General features: G+C 68.2%; 16 protein-coding genes. 10 read left to right on the top strand and 6 right to left on the bottom strand.

The window, feature by feature from the left end:
• Positions 1-104 precede the first annotated feature (104 nt).
• Complete coding sequence (locus FBZ87_RS01850; RefSeq protein WP_145608677.1) at positions 105-776, top strand: hypothetical protein; 672 nt, start codon at positions 105-107, stop codon at positions 774-776.
• A 386-nt stretch (positions 777-1,162) separates the two neighbouring features.
• Positions 1,163-2,158 (top strand): heme-binding protein, encoded by a 996-nt coding sequence (locus FBZ87_RS01855; RefSeq protein ID WP_277908287.1) that lies wholly within the window; start codon positions 1,163-1,165, stop codon positions 2,156-2,158.
• Between the two features lie 98 nt (positions 2,159-2,256).
• Here the strand turns inward: FBZ87_RS01855 and FBZ87_RS01860 are convergent, their stop codons facing one another.
• The gene (locus tag FBZ87_RS01860; RefSeq protein ID WP_145608679.1) at positions 2,257-3,126 is read right to left on the bottom strand and encodes an alpha/beta hydrolase family protein; all 870 of its coding nucleotides are present in this window, start codon (positions 3,124-3,126) and stop codon (positions 2,257-2,259) included.
• Between the two features lie 95 nt (positions 3,127-3,221).
• Between FBZ87_RS01860 and FBZ87_RS01865 the strand changes: the two genes are divergently transcribed.
• The 3 genes from FBZ87_RS01865 (at position 3,222) to FBZ87_RS01875 (ending at position 5,118) form a co-directional block, all read left to right on the top strand.
• Complete coding sequence (locus FBZ87_RS01865) at positions 3,222-3,770, top strand: TetR/AcrR family transcriptional regulator (protein WP_186454516.1); 549 nt, start codon at positions 3,222-3,224, stop codon at positions 3,768-3,770.
• Between the two features lie 38 nt (positions 3,771-3,808).
• On the top strand, positions 3,809-4,504 hold the full coding sequence (locus FBZ87_RS01870) for an aspartate/glutamate racemase family protein (RefSeq protein WP_145608681.1): 696 nt from the start codon (positions 3,809-3,811) through the stop codon (positions 4,502-4,504).
• 86 nt (positions 4,505-4,590) lie between these two features.
• Entirely contained in the window at positions 4,591-5,118 is a 528-nt protein-coding gene (locus FBZ87_RS01875; protein WP_145608682.1) for a hypothetical protein, read from the top strand.
• A gap of 38 nt (positions 5,119-5,156) precedes the next feature.
• Here FBZ87_RS01875 and FBZ87_RS01880 read toward each other — a convergent pair whose 3' ends face one another.
• On the bottom strand, positions 5,157-5,999 hold the full coding sequence (locus tag FBZ87_RS01880) for a hypothetical protein (protein WP_145608683.1): 843 nt from the start codon (positions 5,997-5,999) through the stop codon (positions 5,157-5,159).
• A 186-nt stretch (positions 6,000-6,185) separates the two neighbouring features.
• Between FBZ87_RS01880 and FBZ87_RS01885 the strand changes: the two genes are divergently transcribed.
• Positions 6,186-6,617, top strand: a complete 432-nt coding sequence (locus FBZ87_RS01885) for an OsmC family protein (RefSeq protein WP_004272298.1) — start codon at positions 6,186-6,188, stop codon at positions 6,615-6,617.
• Positions 6,618-6,694: 77 nt separating this feature from the next.
• Here FBZ87_RS01885 and FBZ87_RS01890 read toward each other — a convergent pair whose 3' ends face one another.
• Entirely contained in the window at positions 6,695-8,089 is a 1,395-nt protein-coding gene (locus tag FBZ87_RS01890) for a class II 3-deoxy-7-phosphoheptulonate synthase (RefSeq protein WP_145608684.1), read from the bottom strand.
• Positions 8,090-8,430: 341 nt separating this feature from the next.
• On the opposite strand from FBZ87_RS01890, the gene FBZ87_RS01895 reads away from it, so the two are divergent.
• The 3 genes from FBZ87_RS01895 (at position 8,431) to FBZ87_RS01905 (ending at position 12,172) form a co-directional block, all read left to right on the top strand.
• Entirely contained in the window at positions 8,431-10,809 is a 2,379-nt protein-coding gene (locus FBZ87_RS01895; RefSeq protein WP_145608685.1) for a S8 family serine peptidase, read from the top strand.
• 116 nt (positions 10,810-10,925) lie between these two features.
• Positions 10,926-11,432: a DUF1993 domain-containing protein gene (locus FBZ87_RS01900; RefSeq protein WP_145608686.1), complete on the top strand. Its 507-nt coding sequence runs from the start codon at positions 10,926-10,928 to the stop codon at positions 11,430-11,432.
• A 143-nt stretch (positions 11,433-11,575) separates the two neighbouring features.
• Complete coding sequence (locus FBZ87_RS01905; protein ID WP_145608687.1) at positions 11,576-12,172, top strand: glutathione S-transferase family protein; 597 nt, start codon at positions 11,576-11,578, stop codon at positions 12,170-12,172.
• 142 nt (positions 12,173-12,314) lie between these two features.
• Here FBZ87_RS01905 and FBZ87_RS01910 read toward each other — a convergent pair whose 3' ends face one another.
• The 3 genes from FBZ87_RS01910 to FBZ87_RS01920 all read right to left on the bottom strand — a co-directional run bounded on the left by FBZ87_RS01910 (position 12,315) and on the right by FBZ87_RS01920 (position 15,288).
• A complete protein-coding gene (locus FBZ87_RS01910) occupies positions 12,315-13,619 on the bottom strand; it encodes a metal-dependent hydrolase family protein (protein WP_145608688.1) in 1,305 nt (434 codons plus the stop codon).
• Between the two features lie 4 nt (positions 13,620-13,623).
• Positions 13,624-14,736 carry an isoaspartyl peptidase/L-asparaginase family protein gene (locus tag FBZ87_RS01915; RefSeq protein WP_145608689.1) on the bottom strand — a complete coding sequence of 371 codons (1,113 nt, stop codon included), beginning with the start codon at positions 14,734-14,736 and terminating at the stop codon, positions 13,624-13,626.
• Between the two features lie 102 nt (positions 14,737-14,838).
• On the bottom strand, positions 14,839-15,288 hold the full coding sequence (locus FBZ87_RS01920) for a monooxygenase family protein (protein WP_145608690.1): 450 nt from the start codon (positions 15,286-15,288) through the stop codon (positions 14,839-14,841).
• 61 nt (positions 15,289-15,349) lie between these two features.
• On the opposite strand from FBZ87_RS01920, the gene FBZ87_RS01925 reads away from it, so the two are divergent.
• Positions 15,350-15,937: a TetR/AcrR family transcriptional regulator gene (locus tag FBZ87_RS01925; protein WP_211106813.1), complete on the top strand. Its 588-nt coding sequence runs from the start codon at positions 15,350-15,352 to the stop codon at positions 15,935-15,937.
• Positions 15,938-15,988: the final 51 nt, after the last annotated feature.

Consider the following 15,988-nt stretch of genomic DNA (forward strand, 5'->3'; position numbering starts at 1 on the left):
CCCTATTTGGACGGTGGGCGAATCCTATTGCCCGGGGCCAAACGCCGCGCGCAGAGTGCGCCCGCCCGGTCACGGAGGCCGGTTGGTGTAAGGGTTCCAGAATCATGCAGCAGTCGTTGGATACCGTGCGCGGCGCCTTCGAGGCCGATAACGCCCCCCTGGTCCCCCGTGTCCGGGCCTTCCTGGCCGATGTCCTGCGCACGCCCGCGTCCCATGCCCGCTTCATAAACGAGCTGTCGTTGATGGAGCATATGGGCAGCAACAAGATCATGGCGACCCAGCATGGCGCCGGCATGGACCTGCCCACCCTGAAGCACCTGGCGGAAGAGGCACGCCACGCCTTCTTCTTCAAGCGCCATGCCGAGGGCGTGGCCCGCCGCCCGCTGGACTATGTCCAGGCCGACCTGCTGTCGCCCGCCGCTGGGCGTCTGTATTTCCAGAAGCTGGACATCGCCGTGGAACAGGCCCTGGCGGGCGAACCGCCCCGCTCCAAAGTGCTGTACCTGCACATGTCGCTGATCGTGGAGTTCCGCGCCGTGTGGTTCTACCACCTCTATGAGACGGCGTTGCGCGGGGCGGGATCCAAAATCTCGCTGAAAAGCCTGCTGGCGGAGGAACAGGGCCACCTGTCCGACATGGCGACGCGGCTGGGCGCCCTGGGCGCGTGGGAACCCGCCCGCCTGGTGCGGATATGCCAGACGGAAACCGCCCTGTTCGGCACTCTGCTGGGCCGTCTGGAACGGGCGGTCGCCGCCCCCGCAGCCGTGGCGGCCTAACCTAAATCACCCATAGCGCCCAGGCGGTTGTGCGCTGCGGGCTGGGACGGATGAGTCCCGGCAGGTTGGCATCCATCGATGGCCAGCACGCCGCTACCTTGGCCGCCCGCCGGGTCAGCGGCGCGCCGGCGCGTAGCCTAGAGGCATCCCCGTTGCCGCCTGCTTGGATCCCCCGCGTGAGGGCGGCTTATTGCTACAGCTAAACCGTGCTTAACCTCCATTATTTGCAATTTACCTGTCACTTTTGATCACATATGCAATTAAGAGATGTTTTGACTCGCAGTAATCTTTTTTGGTGCTACACCCCGAGAATTGCACCTCTGTGGTTGTGTCGGCGGCCCCTTGCACCACCGGCACCCATGTGCAGCGATTCAGAGAGGCCGAATATGACGGGGGAAAATGCGCCTGGTTTGAGGCGCCGCATCTTAACCGCGCAACAGAATTCGCCGGCACTGGGGCCACTGGCCCAGTTGCCGGGTCATTGGGTGGGCAAGGGCCGCGGTTGGAACATGATCGCCTTGCCGGTCGATGCTGCGCATTCCGGGGGGGTGTCGGGCAAGTTCCGTATCCTGTTCAATCAATTCGATGAAAGCTTGTCCTTCACCCACGAACTAAACGACGTGCCCAATCGCGGCGCGCCCAATGATCAAAAGATCGTAGGGTTGCAGTACATCCAGAATGTCACGCAGGTTGCCGCCATCGACTCCATGGGATCGCAGATTTCGCCCCTGAAGGCCGGCGAGGGTATTCACCGTGAGCCGGGGTTCTTCCTGAACCTGACCAATGAAGTCACGATCAGCGCGAACACCCCGCCCATGAACGGCCTCCCGCTGAATGTCGCGCGTGTGGGCAGTATTCCCCACGGCGACACCATCACCACGCTGGGTGTGTCCATCGACGTCACCAACGCGCCCATCAGCCTGGCCCCGGCCACCATCGGTGATTTTTCCGCCCTGCCCATCGGGGCGGGACCACGCGACCTCAGCAACCCCTACCTGGCGCCCTACAAACAGTTTCATGACACCCCCTTTAAGGGTGATGTGCCCTCGTCGGGCTTCCCCGGCTTCGACCCGACCGACCCGCTCAGCCTGCTGACCTTCCCGGCGGCGGAAACCTTCTCGAAAATGACCGTGCTGCTGATGGATACGACGGTGCAGGGGGGTATCGAGAACCTGCCCTTCATCGTCAAGAACGCCAATGCCACGGAGATGCGCTTCGTCCTGTGGGTCGAGGAACTGCCCGGCCATACCCCGGACCAGCCGAAGCTGCAGTTGCAGTACGCCCAGCGCGTCATCCTGGAGTTCTTCGATTCCCCCGAGTTCCCGGGACGGAAGATCCAGTGGCCGCACATCACCATCAACACCCTGCAACTGGTGCCGTGATACCACTCGCGGCCGAGCCACCGGCCGCCCAACCTGCCGTGGAAGGGGGCCGGGTCAGCTCCGCCGTCCGGTCGCATGGTACCGGACGGCACCGGCCCTTACGCGGTGCCGTCCAGCAGCAGCGGCCAGGCCCAGGCGTTGCGCTCGGTGAACAGGCGCAGATGGCCAATAGCTTTGGACCCGGCCTCCGCCGGGGTGATGACCCGGTGGCTGATGGTGGCCGCCGGGTAGAAGTCCGCCAGGCGGCGCACCCGTTCCGGCGGCATCATCTCATCATCCGCGATGCCCACCAGGGTGACGGCCCCCGTCATGCGATCGGGCATCGGATAGGGCATGGCCCGGCCCCAATCCACCCGGTAAAAGGCGCGTGAGGTGCACCAGCGCCGCCACTGCCAGAACACCCCCTTAGGCAAATCCGCGCCCAGGCCCAGCAGCCGCCCCGGCAGATACCCGCAAAGCAGGGTAGCCAGCGGCCCCAGCAGGAACCAGAAAGCGATGACCGAGGGCATGTAGCTCAGCGGGTGCTTGGTCCAATGCGCGGGACCGGAGGCGACGGCGATCAACCGCGCCACCCGTCCGGCGTTGGCGTGGAAAGGCAGGCACATGCCACCCAGGGAATGGCCGACCACCCAGATTTCGGCCTCTGGATACCGATCGCATAGCCAGTCCAGCGCCGCCGCCTGGTCGACCACACCCCACACCGCCATGGTGGCGTCGGACCGGGTGACCGGCCCGGCGGCCGACGCGCCGAAGTCGCGGTAGTCATAGGTCAGCACCGCCGCGCCCCGGGCTGCCGCCAGCCAGGCGGCGAAACGCGTGTAGTAGTCGCGCGGCACGCCGGTGGCGCCATGCAGCACCACGGCCAGCCGGGGTTCACGCCCGTCCGGCGGCAGGGCCAGGCGGCCGGCCAATTGGGCGCCATCCGGGGTGGTGATGTGTACCGATTGGTCGCTTGTATCTTCCGCCATCGACGCGTCCCCCGTCCGCTGCGATCCGTTCTATGGTGACCGCCATAGAACGGGATATCACTAGACCGACCGACATACAATTGGCATTAAGGGGCATGCCGCGCCTGTCAGATGCCAAGAAGCTTTTCGTCGATACCGCCGTGACCCTGTTTCGGCGCAAGGGCTACAATGGCGTGGGCCTGAACGAGATCATCGCCGTCAGCGGCGCGCCCAAGGGTTCGTTCTACCACCACTTCCCAGGCGGCAAGGAAGAGCTGGCGGAAGAGGCAGCCCGCCTGGCCGGGCATCGCATCGCCCGCATGATCGACCAGGCCTTCACCGACGCCCCCACCTTCGCCGACGGCGTGTACGCCCTGGCCGACACCATCGCCGACTGGTTCGAGGCCTCGGACTGGCGCGATGGCTGCCCCGTCACGGCCTTGGTCATCGGCGCCATCCCCGACTCCGCGCGCCTGTCCGCCGTGGTGGCGGAGGTGCTGGAGGACTGGGCCGTGCGCACGGCAGGCCATGCCGAGCGCCTGGGCGTCAGCGACCCGCGGGAGCGGGCGGCGCGCTTTTTCATCGCGCTGGAGGGCGCCTGGCTGCTGGCCCGGGTGCAACGCACCCGTGCGCCGTTCAAGCTGGCGGCCGCCATGGTGCTGTGAGAGCGTTTCCCGTGCACGAGGCGAAGGGGGCGTCCACCATGCGTATGCTAGGCCTGATCGGCGGGATGAGCTGGGAAAGCACCACGCTCTATTACCGGCATCTCAACACCATTGCCCGTGACCGGCTGGGCGGGCTGCATTCCGCCCGCGTGCTGCTGTGGTCGGTGGATTTCGCCGAGGTGGCGGCCAAGCAGCATGCGGGTGACTGGGCAGGCGCCGGGGCCCTGATGGCCGATGCCGCCCGCCGCCTGCAGGATGCGGGTGCCGAGGCGCTGATGATCGGCACCAACACCATGCACAAGTCGGCGGACGCCGTACGCGCCGCGACCAGCATCCCCCTGCTGCACATCGCCGACGCCACCGGCCGCGCCCTGAAGGCCGCCGGCAGCACCCGCCCGGTCCTATTGGCCACCCGCTATACCATGGAGCAGGACTTCTACCGCGGCCACCTGGCCCAGCACTATGGCGTGGATGCCCTGGTGCCGGATGCCGCCGGCCGGGACACCGTCCACCGCGTCATCTACGAGGAACTGTGCCGGGGCATCGTGCTGCCCGGCTCCAAGGCCGCCATCCTGGCGGAGGTGGATCGCCTGCGCGCGGCTGGTGCCGATGGCGTCATCCTGGGCTGCACGGAAATCGGCATGATCATGGGTCAGGACGACAGTGATCTGCCAGTATTCGATACAACGCGACTGCATGCTGAAATGGCCATGGACTTCGCGTTAACAGATTAATATCTGAATGTTTTACGCCTATGGATTGCAATCCTCCATAGGAACGCTAGCATGGCGCCAGCGCGTCGGTTGGCGGGGTATGGGTGTTGTCCAGGTGGGTGAAGGGGGCCTTAGGCCTGGCCATCGTGGCCATCGTCGTTGCCGGATGGAATCTGGTCAGCGTCACCCTGCCCGTGGCCCGCGCGCTGGACCAGGATCCACGCAACACCCCGGTCCATATCGTCACCTATCACCGGGCCCTGGTGCTGCCGGGCACCCTGGTGGTGGACGTCTGGGGCACGGCGCCCACGGCCACACCGCTGGATGTGCTGCGCGTCCTGATGCAAGCCGCCGCCACCTTGCATGAGCGCAGTTATGACACCGTGGTCCTGGCCTATCGCGGCCGGCCCCGCTTCACCCTGCCCGGCTTTTACTTCCAACAGCTGGGCCATGATTACGGCCAAGGCGAGAATGCCACCGCCCTGATTCGGACCCTGCCGCAGAACGTGCGCACCCTGGACGGCAATGCCGCGTTCGAGACCTGGACCGGCGGCATGCTGGGTGTCCTGGACCGGCAGATGGACGACGTGCTGACCTTCAGCCGGCGCTGGTGGATGGAACCCCACACCTCTTGAGCCCGATACCTCTTGAGCCCGATACCTCTTGAAACGTGCTACCGCTCTCGCACAAGGTGCACGCCGCCCACGGTGCGCTCCAGACTGGCCAGCACGTCCGGAGGCAAGGGCCCCGCCGGCGCCTCCAGTCCCATCACCCCGTAGCGGCCGGCCAACAGGGCTGGCGCCAGGCACCACCACACCTGGTCGCGTGCCACGCCGGGATGATCGGCCAGATAGGCGTCGGCCGCTTGGTCAATATCATCCAACAGGGCCGCGGCGACGCCCCACTCCCCATAGAGCGCCGCGATGGCCTGGCGCAATCTGGCGGCGTTTTGGCGGCGGGCGGCCAGGATGGCTTCCACCGTGGCATCCCCCAGGTCAGGCGGCGTCACGGTCACGCCGTCCTGGGCCAGATTGGGAATCTGGCCACGGACAGCGTCCATCTGCGCCGTCAGGTGGGCGCGGGCATCGGCCGTGTCGCGCGGGTCCAGGCTGTTGGTCGAATGGAATTCCACCACCCCGCCGGGCGCCACAATCTTGCGCCGTCCCGCCAGGAAGGGCAGCAGGGCGCAGGCGGAGGCGCATCGCCCCTGGACCATCACGTCCAACTGCCGCCCATGGATCAGGCGGGCCATTTCCAGAGCGACCGCCACGTCGCCGCCCCCGGAATCCAACACCAGCGTCCGTGTCTCCGGCGTCAGGTTACGCGCCAACAAGTCAGCGTCGCCGAGCGGATGCTCGCCCGGCAGGAAGCGCCGGGGCAGGATTTCACCGTGGAAGGCCAAGGTGGCGGCGTCCACCCTCTGCCACGCCCTGTCCTGATAGGCCTGGGCGCGTACCACCATCGGATGCAGCAGGGCCACGGTCAGCAGGCTGGCCCACAGGAGCCGGCACCTCACGGCGTGGCCGGGGGACAATGCGGGCGGCGCGGAAGATCGTGCATGGACGGCCTGGAATGGTTGCGATCAGCGCATCACGGGGGTCGCCGCATGGAACTGACACGATAGCTTGCTACTCTACCCGCAGCGCCCAGGCCCCCGATAGAGCGGCCAAGGGTGTATTCCATTGCATCGAGGAGGATCGTCATGGCCCAGTTGAAGCGCACCGCGAACGCCGTCTGGCACGGGACCGGGAAGGATGGCGACGGCACCCTGACGACGCAGAGCGCCACGCTGTCCAGCGTGCCCTATTCCTACATCGCCCGCTTCGGCGATGGCAAAGGCACCAACCCCGAGGAACTGATCGCCGCCGCCCATGCCGGCTGCTTCAGCATGGCGCTGGCCTTCATGCTGTCAGGCGCCGGCTTCACCCCGGAAGAGATCAAGTCCGACGCCGTGCTGACCATGGAAGGCGAAGGCGGCGGCTGGCGCATTTCCGCTGTCAAGCTGACGGTGCGCGCCAAGATTCCGGGCATCGAGCCCGGCAAGTTCCAGGACCTGGCCGCCGAGGCCAAGGCCAACTGCCCGGTGTCGCGGGTGCTAAACGCCGAGATCACGCTCGACGCCGCCCTGGCCTGATCAGAACGGCCCAGCGCCAAAAACAACGGGCGGGGCCTCGCGCTCCCGCCCGTTTTATTTCGATGGCGAAACAGTCCTTATTCGGCTGCCTCGGTCCGGCGCGGCTGGCCGGACCGGCTGGCCTTCAGTCCCTCGGCCACCAGGAACGCCAATTCCAGCGCCTGGTTCGCGTTCAGGCGCGGGTCGCAGGCGGTATGGTAGCGCTGGGCCAACGCGTGCTCGGTGATGGCCTGGGCGCCGCCCGTGCACTCCGTGACGTCCTGGCCCGTCATTTCGAAATGCACGCCGCCGGCATGCACGCCCTCGCCCCGGCAGGCGTCGAAGAAGCCGCGCACTTCGGCCAGGATGCGCTCGAACGGGCGCGTCTTGTAGCCGGTGGCCGACTTGATGGTGTTGCCGTGCATGGGGTCGCAACTCCACACCACGGTGCGGCCTTCGTCGCGCACCCGGCGCAGCAGCGGCGCCAGCTTGTCCGACACCTTGTCATGGCCCATGCGGGCGATCAGGGTCAGGCGGCCGGCCTCGTCCGTCGGGTTCAGGATGTCGATCAGGCGGATCAGCTCATCCGGGTCCGTGGTCGGGCCGCACTTCAGGCCAATGGGGTTCTTCACGCCACGCAGGAATTCCACATGCGCGCCATCGGGCTGGCGGGTGCGGTCCCCGATCCACAGCATGTGGGCGGAGACGTCGTACCAGTCGCCGGTGGTGCTGTCGACGCGGGTCAGCGCCTGCTCATAGGGCAGCAGCAGCGCCTCATGGCTGGTGAAGAACTCCGTCTCGCGGATCTGGGCGGTGGTCTCCGCCGTGATGCCGCAGGCAGCCATAAAGGCCAGCGCCTCATCCAGGCGGTTGGCCAGGTCGCGGTACCGCTCTCCCTGCGGGCTGCGGTCGACGAAGCCCAGGTTCCACTGGTGCACCTTGTGCAGGTCGGCATAGCCGCCCTGGGCGAAGGCGCGCAGCAGGTTCAGCGTGCTGGCGGCCTGGTTGTAGGCCTGCACCATACGCTCCGGATCCGGCACCCGCGCCTCGGCCGTGAAGTCGAAGCCGTTGATGATGTCGCCGCGGTAGGAGGGCAGTGAGACGCCGCCAATATCCTCCAGGTCGGCGGAGCGCGGCTTGGCGAACTGGCCGGCCATGCGGCCCACCTTCACCACTGGCGTGGCGCCGCCGAAGGTCAGCACCACGGCCATCTGCAGCATCACGCGGAAGGTGTCGCGGATGTTGTTGGGATGGAACTCCGCGAAACTTTCGGCGCAATCGCCGCCCTGCAGCAGGAAGCCCTGGCCCTTGGCCACTCGCGCCAAGTGGTCCTTCAGGCGCCGCGCCTCGCCGGCGAAGACCAACGGCGGATAATTGGCGAGGCGGGCCTCCACGGCTTGCAGGCGCTGGGTGTCCGGATAGGCCGGCATCTGCCGCACTTCCCGAGACCGCCAGCTATCGGGCGCCCAGCGCCCCGCCTTATCCAGTGCCATGACCCACCTCGTGAAACCCGAAAGCCAGCCTGAATTCCAAGACTTTAAGAGTAGCGACGGAGGTATCCGACGGTCGCGGGCGCGAACGCCCCTTCAAGTCTGGCAGCAAGCCGGTCTCGTTATGTACTGCCCTGTTTTATACTTTTCCAGTCTTCTTGAGGCCCTTTCACGCATTACTGTTACCCGGCAAACGCGGTTGCCGGTCGCGCCACCCCTTGAACAAAGCCCTACCCTATCCAGATGGCCGAGTCCCGGCCTAGGCAAGATGGCTTAGACTGTTCCCCTTCACGGGTCCAAAACGGGCCGGCCATGGGTCGTCAAAGGCGATCGGGAGAGGCGGTATGATGGTCCAGAACACGCGCGCCCGCGCGTCCCTGACGCGGCTGGTCCGGGTCGGCCTGCTGGCGGGCGCCTGCCTGCCCAGCGCCGCCGCGGCGCAAACCTACGCCACCGGCTACTCCGCCGGCTGGTGGTCGCAACTGGGCCTGACCAACGCCATCGAGGTGGCGGCCACCGGCGGCAGCGGCATCACCATCGGGCTGGTCGATACCGGCGTGGTGGCGACCCAGGCGGACGTCACCGGCCGCGTGTCCACCGCCTCCGCCTGCGCCGCCCGCACCTTCACCTGCCCCAGGGGCTACACCGACGACAACGGCCACGGCACTGCCACGGCCGCCATCGCGGCTGGCGCCGTCACCAGCACCGGGGCCGGCATGGCCGGTGTGGCGCCCAAAGCCACCATCCTGTCGGAGAAGGCGCTGAACGTCGGCGGCAGCGGGACGGACACGGATGTGGCCAATGGCATCATCAAGGCCGCCGACGCCGGCGCCAAGGTCATCAACCTGTCGCTGACCTACCTGCCCACCAACGCCATCGTCACCGCCATCAACTACGCCGCGGCCAAGGGGGCGGTGCTGGTGTTCGCCGGCGGCAATTCCGCCACCGCGCTGAATGGCGGTGCCAATTCCACCGGCCTTTCCGCCGCGGCCCTGACTCACCTGGCCTTCGCCGGGTCGGTCAGCGGCGCCAACAAGCTGTCCAGCTTTTCCAACACGCCCGGTTCCGGCTATGCCGTCGCCGGGACGACGCGGGTCAGCTACGCCTCCCTCTGGCTGATGGCCCCGGGCGAAAGCATCGTCGCGCCCGGCATCCAGTACGGCGTCAATGCCCTGGCCTATTGGAGCGGGACATCCATGGCCGCCCCCATGGTGTCCGGCGCCGTCGCCCTGCTGGAGGCCACCTGGCCCGTGCTGTACCGCAACGGCACCGCCACCGCCGTCCTGTTCGCCTCGGCCGCCGACATGGGCACCAAGGGCGTGGACTCGACCTATGGCAACGGCCTGATGAACCTGACGACGGCGTTCAAGCCGTTGGGCACCCTGTCGGTGGTGGAGGCCAACGGCAAGTCCCTGCCCGTCACCAGCCTGACGGGCAGCCTGATCACCGGCGGCGCCCTTGGCGCGCTGGGTAGTGTCAGCGCCCAATTGGCCAGCTATACCGCCTTCGACGGTTACCAGCGCAACTTCACCGTCAACCTCAGCGGCCTGATCGCCAAGCAGCCGGTCTCCGCCTCCTCCATCACCGCGGCCCTGCCCGCCCCCACCGTCACCACCAGCAGCACCAAGTTCGCCGACGGCGGCGGCCTGACGCTGGCTTATACCGACAGCCCCAGCCTGGGCACCACCGGCCGCCCCCAGGCCCTATCGTCCCGGGACGGCTATGCCGGCCATGACGGCTGGGCCCTGTCCTACAGCCAGGGCGGCATGACACTGGCCGCCGGCCAGGGCTTCCCGGCCGCCGCCTCCTTCGCCCAGGCGCTGTGGGGCGACGCGACGTCGGTGGCGGATGCCGCCGGCACGACCGCCGGCACGCTTGGCGTGTCCACGGCCCTGACCGGCCTGGCCCAGGGCGGCGGCTTCGCGGCCCTGGGCACGGATCTGGACGGTTGGGTGGGCCGCGCCCTGGGTGGCGCCCGCCTGGCGCTCAGCTGGTCGGGCGCGCCGGGGACGGACAGTTTATCCCGCCGCGACCTGGCGGGCGGCGACTGGAACCCGTGGCGCGGGCCCGTGCTGACTGGCGGCGGGCTGGACCGCCAGGCCGACGCCGTGGCCGCCGGCCTGAACTGGACCCTGGGGCCGGGCTGGACCACCAGCCTGTCGGCCAGCCTGCTGGATGAGCGCAACGGCCTGCTGGGCAGCCGCTATCGCGGCGGCGGCGTGGTGGGCCTGGGCGACCATAACGATACCGTGTCCCTGGGCTTGGCCACCGCCGTCACCCTGTGGCCGGGCGGCAGCCTGATGCTGGACGCCAGCTTGGCCCGCACCGGCGCCGCCGACAACGCCCACGGCGTCGTCAGCGGCATCGGGCCCCTGCTGGCGCGGTCTTACGGCCTGGCGCTGGCCCAGCGCGACACGGTGACGGAGGGCGACAGCCTGACGGCCGTCTGGCGCCGTCCCCTGCGCGTGGTCGCCGGCACCGCCACCCTGCTGATGACCAGCGTGGACGACCAGGGCTATGCCACCACCACGCCTATGCGGGTGTCCCTGCGGCCGGACGGGGCGGAGACGGACATGGCGCTGAGCTACGCCGCCCCCGTGGCCACCGGCCGCTGGGGCCAGGCGCTGAGCGTGACCGGCAGCCTGGAACTGCGCCAGGACGCCGGCAACATCCGGGGCCTGACCGATCAGGTGGCGCGGGTCGGCCTCAACTTCCGCTTTTAAAAGCTGTTCGCCACATCGGTCATGTAAAATTCAAGCGCCAGGGTGACCGCGCGCACATCCGCCACCTGGGGCGCCCGTATCTTGGCCGCCATCCCAACCCTATCGGAGTGCACCCGATGTCGCTTTCCATGTACCAGGCGTCCGTGCCGGTGTTCCTGCGCCTGCTGGGCAATCTGTCCGCCATCCTGGACAAGGCCGTCGCCCATGCCGAGGCCAAGAAGATCGACCCGGCGGTGCTCGTGAATGCCCGCCTGGCCCCCGACATGCACCCGCTGGCCCGCCAAATCCAGATCGCCAGCGATGCCGCCAAGGGCGCCGCCGCCCGCCTGGCCGGCGTCGAGGTCCCCAGCTTCGCCGATACCGAGAGCACCTTCGCCGACCTGCAGGCCCGCATCGCCAAGACGGTCGATTTCCTGAAGAGCGTGACCCCGGCCCAGATCGACGGCAGTGAAGAACGCACCATCACCCTGAAGATCCGGGGCGAGGATGTGCCTTTCCCCGGCCAGGCCTTCCTGCTGTTCTTCGCCATCCCCAACTTCTTTTTCCACGTCACCACCGCCTACGACATCCTGCGCCACAATGGCGTGGAGCTGGGCAAGATGGACTTCCTGGGCCGTCCGTAAGCGACATCCGGGTCTTACCAGTGCGGAAGGCGGCGTCCCCGGGGCGCCGCCTTTTTCATGCGCGCGCTACTGCCATATTCTGTCAGCAGCATATCGTAAAGTGACCCCCAAGACAACCACCGACACCCTTGGGAGACGTCGCGATGCTCACCTTCTTCCACTGCCCCAGCACCCGCTCGTCCAGCATCCATTACCTGCTGGAGGAACTGGGCGTGCCCTATGAGAGCGAACACATCGACATCCGGGCCGAAGGCGGCGCGCCGGAAAGCTATCGCGCCATCCAACCGCACAAGAAGGTGCCGGCCGTCCGGCATAACGGCGTGGTAGTGACGGAGCGCGCGGCAATCACCCTCTACCTGGCTGATGCCTTTCCGGAGGCGGGCCTGGCCCCCGCGCTGGACGACCCGCGCCGCGGCCCCTACCTGACCAGCGTGGTCTACATCGATTCCGTGGTCGACCCCTGCCTGGTGGCGCACATGAACCAGTGGCCCTACGACGGCAAGGGGGCGGCCTACGGCAAGTTCGAGGACATGGTGACCAACCTGGAGCGCACCTTGAGCGCCCACGACTACGCCGTCGGCGACCGCTTCACCGCCGCCGACACCCAGTGGGGCGTCATGATGTACTGGGCCCTGGACGTCATGGGCCTGTTCAAGGACAAGCCCGTCTTCCGCGCCTACCTCAGCCGCCTGGCCGAACGTCCCGCCTTCCAACGCTTCGTCCGGGCCATGGCCGGATAATTCGGAGACCCGGAATCTCCCGCTGGCTGGCCGAGGGGGGCCTTAGCCCCCCATCGGCGCATCCCAGGGATTCAAAATGGCGGCCCCGCTATGTCTCATGTCCTGGACGCTACCCTAACACCATTCGCGACACCACCAGCCCTCATGGCTTGCGGACCACCGCGCCACCCTTCATGACAAAGACGACGTTGGCCACGGCGCCGATGTCCTGGGTGGGGTCGCCGGTCACGGCCACCAGGTCGGCCAGCAGGCCGGCGTGGATGCGGCCGAAATGGTCGGCTTGGCCCAGGATGCGGGCGTTGGTGGCCGTGGCCGCCGTCAGCGCCTGGACCGGGGTCATGCCGTAGCGCACCATCCACACCAGCTCACGCGCGTTCTCGCCATGGGCGAAGACGCCCACGTCGCTGCCGCAGCCGATGGTGACCCCCACCTTCAGCGCCCGGCGGAAGGCAGCCTCCGCCGCCTGCATGGCCGGCGTGGGCGGGGTCTGGCCGGGGACGTAGCCCTTGAAATAGCGGCTGGTGGCCTCCGGCGCCGTCAGGGTGGGCAGATAGGCGACGCCGCGCTTGGCCATTTCCTTGAAGGTGGTGTCGGTGCCGTCATAGCCATGCTCGATGGTGTCCACGCCGGCCAGCACCGCCCGGCGCATGCCCTCATCCGACGCGGCGTGCGCCGCCACCGGGCGGCCGGTGTCGTGGGCGGCGGCGATCAGGGCCGCCATTTCCGCCTGGCTGAAGGTGGGGCGGGTGCCGCCGTCCGGCCCTGTGCGATAGTCGGCATAGAACTTGATCCAATCCGCGCCGCGCGCCGCCTGACCCCGGGCGGCGGCGGCCACCGCCGCCTCACCGCTCGCCTCTTCCGCCCCCTGGGGCAGGTCCATATCCTCGCGGAACTTGGCAACGGAAGGTCCGTAGGCGCCGCTGGCCACGATGGCACGGGTGGCGACGAACAGGCGCGGTCCAGGGATCAGCCCATCCTCGATGGCCTTCTTCAGCCCGATGTCGGCATAACCCGCCCCCTCCGTCCCCAAGTCACGCAGGGTGGTGAAACCCGCCAGCAGGGTGGCCGTGGCCTGACGCCCCGCCCGCAGGGTGCGGTAGGACAGGCTTTCGCGCAGCACCTGGTCGTCCCACGACGCCTCGTTATAGGGGTGCAGGAACAGGTGGGAGTGCAGGTCGATCAGGCCGGGCAGCAGCGTGGCGTCCGGCAAATCCAGCACCGCCACATCGGCCGGCGCGCCCAGGGACGCCTCAGGCCCCACGGCCTGGATGTGGTCACCCTTGACCAGGACGGCCCAACCGGCGTGGGGTGCCGTCTCCTCCGCCGTCCAAACCCGTGCCGGGCGGATCAGCAGCAAGGCATCGTCCGCCCGTGCCACCAGCGGCAGCAAGAACAGGACCGTGGCCACGCAGGCCGCGAGCAGCCCCCTTGGAGTGAACCGTCGCATGGGATCAGGGCTCGTTCTTCGGATGGGCCTTGGCGACGCCCTCGTCCTTGAAGATGCCGAATTCCGGCGTCCCGCCCTGCTTCACCCGGATGCGGTACATGCCGGTGGTGTTGAAGCCCCAGGCCAGCGTGCCGTCGGGGGCGGCGGCGATGACGCCGCCGTCGCCGCCCAGGGCCGTCAGGCGGTGCTGGATGACCTCATCCACCGCCGCCTGCAGCTTCATATGCTGGTACTGCACCAGGGCGCAGATCTCCCGCGCCACCGTCAGGCGGATGAAGTACTCACCCGACCCGGTGGCGGAGACGGCGCAGGATTGGTTTGAGGCATAGGTGCCGGCGCCGATGATGGGGCTGTCGCCGATTCGGCCCGGCCGCTTGGCGGTCATACCACCGGTGGAGGTGGCGGCGGCCACGTTGCCCTTGGTGTCCACCGCCACGGCGCCCACCGTGCCGAAGCGATGGGCGTCAGCCGGCTCGAAGTTTCTGAGGTCCAGCAGGGTATGCTTGTCCGGCTCCGCCGGCGCCCCGGCCGGACGCGGCGGTACCGGCACGCCCTTGTCCGTCAGTTCCTTCACCAGCGCCTGCCAGCGCCGTTCGGTGAAGAACCAGGCGGGGTCGGCCTGTTCCAGGCCCGCCTCCTTGGAAAAGGCGTCCGCCCCCTCGCCCGCCAGCAGGACGTGCGGCGTCTTTTCCATGACGGCGCGGGCCAGGCTGATGGGGTGGCGGGTATGGGTGACGGTGGCGACGGAACCGGCCTTCAGGGTGGCGCCGTCCATGATGGCGGCATCCATCTCATTGCGGCCGGCGGCGGTGAAGACGGCCCCCCGGCCAGCGTTGAACAGGGGGTCATCCTCCAGCACCTTGACCGCGGCCTCAACCGCGTCCACCGCCGCGCCGCCGGACTTCAGCACGGCGGTGCCGGCCTCCAGCGCCGCGGTCATGCCGGCCTGGTAGGCGGCCGCTGCTTCCGGTGTCAGCTTGGCGGGATCGACCGTGCCGGCACCACCATGCAGCTCCAGCGCCCAGGGATGCGTTTTTTCGGCCGCCAGCGCCGTGCCGCCCAGCAGCGTCCACCCTAAAGCCACACCCGCCAGCATCCGCGCACCGGTCGTCGCCATGCCCCTGTCCCCTCAACGCCGTTATCCCTGACCGTCCCTCAAGGACGGCCGCCGATCATCCCGCAGAACGGATAAGGGATAAAGGCCCATCAGCCAGGAACGTCAGCCCGCGGCCAGGCGCTCCCGCGCGCTCATGAACGGACCGGTGGGGGTGCGGGCGGTGGCGAAGGCGCCGAAGCCGATGGGGCGGGGCATGTTGACGTACACCGCCTCCATCCCGCCCTGGCGGCGGTAAGTCTCATGCCAGAAGCCCGCACCGGCATCCTTGGCCAGGAAATCCCGCCACCAGGTCTTGTGCGGCTCGCTGCGGGTGAAGCGCTCCAGGCTGTCCAGGTCGCGCCAGTACTGCCGCATGCCGATGTGGCGCAGGCCATAGATCATCCGTTCATGCGCCAGCAGGCCCTCGGGAAAATCCCGGGCGATGCGATTCAGGCCCTGGCCCAGCCGCATCAGGCCCCGGATGCCGCGCAGGCTGTTCACATGAAAGCCCAGGTAGATCACCACCAGGTCGGGATAAGCGGACAGGTCGACCGAGGCGCGGCGCTGTTGCATGACAGCCTCTCAATGAAGTTTACTTCGTAAACATACGGCATTTAAAACAGGGATGTTTACAGTGTCAACTGAGAAGGCTGCCTATCATCACGGCAATCTGCGCGACGCCCTGGTGCGCACGGCGCTCAGCCTGCTGGAGGAAAGCGGGGTGGAGGCCCTGACCCTGCGGGCGGCGGCGCGGGGGGCGGGGGTGTCGGCCATGGCGCCCTACCGCCATTTCGCCGACAAGGCCGACCTGCTGGCGGCGGTGGCGGAGCAAGGCTACGCCGATCTGCGCGACAGGCTGGCCCGGGCCGACACGGCGGCGGACCCGCGCCAAGCCCTGGTGGAACAAGGCGTGGCCTATGTGCTGTTCGCCCTGGAACGCCCGGCCCTGTTCCGCATCATGTTCGGGGCGTCCCTCGGCAGCGGCCTGCCGCCGAAACCACCACCCACCGCTGGAAGCGCGTACGGCATCCTGGCCGCCCGGGTTGCCGGCCTGGTGCCGGAGGAGAAGCGCGAGGCCGCCGTGGTGGCCGCCTGGTCGCTGGTCCACGGCCTGGCCTGCCTGACGGTGGACGGCCGACTGACCCCCCAGGCCGATGCAGCGTCGCCCGAGACCCTGGCGCGCCAGGTGACCGGCCTGTTCGCGGCGGGGCTGCCGGCGTGATGGCGTGAAGCCTGGACGGGGGCATGCCGCGCAGGCGATGATGCCGCCGTC

It is taken from the genome of Nitrospirillum amazonense (genome assembly GCF_007828035.1).
In the GTDB taxonomy this organism is placed as follows: domain Bacteria; phylum Pseudomonadota; class Alphaproteobacteria; order Azospirillales; family Azospirillaceae; genus Nitrospirillum; species Nitrospirillum amazonense.